This is a genomic window from Microcystis aeruginosa NIES-4325, assembly GCF_008974145.1.
GTDB classification, from domain to species: domain Bacteria; phylum Cyanobacteriota; class Cyanobacteriia; order Cyanobacteriales; family Microcystaceae; genus Microcystis; species Microcystis aeruginosa_G.
On the sequence record NZ_BJKP01000091.1, the window covers coordinates 1 to 1,150 of the forward strand.

At 35.5% G+C, this 1,150-nt stretch carries 2 protein-coding genes; both read right to left on the reverse strand.

Annotation, left to right across the window (positions count from 1 at the left end; genetic code table 11):
• Window positions 1-12: 12 nt before the first annotated feature.
• On the reverse strand, window positions 13-555 hold the full coding sequence (locus MiAbW_RS20335) for an IS630 family transposase (RefSeq protein WP_238707363.1): 543 nt from the start codon (window positions 553-555) through the stop codon (window positions 13-15).
• A 35-nt stretch (window positions 556-590) separates the two neighbouring features.
• A complete protein-coding gene (locus MiAbW_RS20340; RefSeq protein WP_238707364.1) occupies window positions 591-1,082 on the reverse strand; it encodes a helix-turn-helix domain-containing protein in 492 nt (163 codons plus the stop codon).
• Between the last annotated feature and the right edge of the window lie 68 nt (window positions 1,083-1,150).

Sequence of the window (1,150 nt, forward strand, 5' to 3'; positions counted from 1 at the left end):
TATACCAATTCTCTAAATACCGACTACAGATAAAGCCTCAAGAATATAAGCACGTCCTGTAATCGAAGCAATTACCTTCTGGGTCATAACTTTCAGTCTCTCGGTAATTAATTCTCTTAATTCATCTAAAGAAGCTGGTAATTTCCATCTCAATCCCTTCTTTAAGTATTGCCAAATCTGTTCAATTGGATTGGATTCAGGGCAATAGGGCGGTTGAAATATCAGTATAATGTTGTCGGTAATTTTTAACTTTTTCGCCTTATGAAATCGAGCATTATCTAACTGAATGATTAAAATACTATCGGCAAAATGTTCAGCAACTAACTCTAAAAATATCTGAAAACATTGACTGTTTAAATGAGTGAATTCGTAAAAAAAATGCTCTCCTGTCTTCGGCTCTACCACTCCATATATATAAGTTGCTTGAAATTTCCACTGCACCTTCCCATAAGGTTTTATCACTTTTGCTGTGATTTTTCTGCCACTGATAGTCTTCAGTCCTATTCGAGTTTCATCTTCACATAAAAAGCGAATTTTTCCCTCTAATCCCATCATTATCATTGCCACCCAACTCAGCATTGCCAGGTTTTCTAAGAAGTTTTTTTAAAATACTCTAACCTTTCTTCTGACTGCTCTAGGCTTTTTGGTCTCGCTATTTTTGGCGACGCTTTTAGTCTATAATATACTAATTTATGAACGGTTTTATACTTTGCTTTTATCCCTATTTTTTTGTCTAACCATTCACAAATCTCTCCATAACTATCAAACCCTTGGTTTTCTTTTAATCTTTTTTCTAAGGCTTTTTCTGCCCATTGGGGAACTTTTCTTGGTCTTCCTGTACCCACTTTTTTCGACAATAATTTTTCTAATCCCCCTTGACGGTATTTTCCTACCCAATCTTGTACGGTGACTCTGTTTCTCCCGATCATTTCGGCGGCTTCTGTCACCGTTTTTGCCTTTTTTGTCTTTAATAAGTACAATACTTGTATTCTTTCTTTTCCTGAACCAGTTTTTTCTTGTCTGAGCAGTTCCTTGAGTTCTGCTTCGCTTTCTCTGATTTCTATCTTAGAAACTCCTGCCATATTTTTCCTTTAACTCTACTAAGATGATATTCTACACTATTTGTAGTCAGATTTTGGAGAATTGGTAT